The 1,385-nt window shown below is 66.6% G+C and carries 1 protein-coding gene; it reads right to left on the bottom strand.

Annotated elements, in window-relative coordinates; translation table 11 throughout:
* Window positions 1-28: 28 nt before the first annotated feature.
* Window positions 29-1,093 carry an IS110 family RNA-guided transposase gene (locus tag ACZYZ3_RS20500; protein ID WP_463965602.1) on the bottom strand — a complete coding sequence of 355 codons (1,065 nt, stop codon included), beginning with the start codon at window positions 1,091-1,093 and terminating at the stop codon, window positions 29-31.
* Window positions 1,094-1,385 lie beyond the last annotated feature (292 nt).

Here is a 1,385-nt window from a genome sequence, read left to right on the forward strand (position 1 = left end):
AGGAGCCGGTTGGACGCTCCTATGTTTGTCAACCGTGTTCAGGCGCCGAGGATTTGGCCGTGGACTCCATAACGCGGTAAAGGTGCCGGGCGAGGGTGCGCTTGAGGCAGCGGCGGATATCTCGGTGGGTCTTTCCTTGAAGGGTGCGCCGGGCTTCGTAGGCGCGGGTTTCTGCGTGGCACCGGATGCGGGTGATCGCAACTGTATGCAGGGCCCGGTTGAGGGCCCGGTCTCCGCCGCGGTTGAGACGGTGCCTGGTGCGTTGGCCGCTGCTGGCTTCCAGCGGTGCGACTCCCGCCAGCGATGCGAATGCCGCTTCGCTTCTGACCCGTCCGGGGTGGGACCAGCTGATGAGCAGCTGGGCTGCGACGACCGGTCCCACGCCCGGTTCGGCGAGCAGCGCCGGTCCCGCCGGATGTTCCTGGACGAGACGGGCCAACTCGGGATCGATATCCGCGAGCTGGCCCGTCAGGAACCGTATGCGCGCGGTGATCGACTGCAATGTCAGCACCGTGATCCGGTGTTCGACCGTGGCAGCCGCGGCGGTGACCGTGCTTTCGATCAATGCCAGCTGGGTGGCCAGCGGGCGGCCGCGCAGGGGTGCCCGCAGCTGTTCGGGTGCGACCACGATGAGGCTCTTGAGTTCGTTGATGGCCTTTGTGCGGCTGACAAGCACTGCCTGGCGGGTCGCTGACAGGGCCCTGATCGCTTCACGCAGCCCGCGGACGCGGGGACTGGACTGGTGCTCCCGGGCCAGCGCGGTCCGGGCGGCCCGGACCGCGTCGAGCCGGTCGTTCTTGGCGCCGCGGGCGCGTTTGAGGGCTCCGACTTCGACGACATCCTCACCCGCCAGGGCCAGTTCCCCGGCGAATCCGGCGGCGAAACTTCCTGTTCCCTCCAACGCCCAGACCCGGCGGCCAGGGGCGTGTTTTCGTGCCCAGTCGAGCATGCGGGAGTATCCCGGACCGTCGGCCGTCGCCTCGATATGGGCGCGGATGCTGCCGGTGGCTGTATCCAGCACCGCCAGGTCGATGGTGTCCCGGTCCGGATCACCGCCGATCACGTAGTCATAGTCCTCTGCCAGTGTCGTCATTGCTTTGGTCCTTTCATCAAGCTGGCGGATACGGTTCACGCCGAGCCCGGAAAGCAGATCATTCACCGCGGCAACACTGTGACGGGTCACGCCTTGAGGCGGACAAGCTCCTAATCAAGCCAGAACCGGTGGCGGGTCAGGCCGGCGCCGGCAGTTTCAGGGGGACACGTCAAACGGAAGGCACGCGCACTCGCGGCCAGTATTCTCGGGAGTCACCTCTTCGCTGCCGACACCCACCCTTCCGGATCAGCCCTTCCCGGGCCACCTCCATACTCACAGTGTTCTCGTTGGA

It is taken from the genome of Pseudarthrobacter linnaei, from assembly GCF_055412825.1.

Excerpts from the sequence above, each read along its gene's own strand:
- ACZYZ3_RS20500 (WP_463965602.1), bottom strand. The coding sequence starts at position 1,093 with ATGACGACACTGGCAGAGGACTATGACTACGTGATCGGCGGTGATCCG.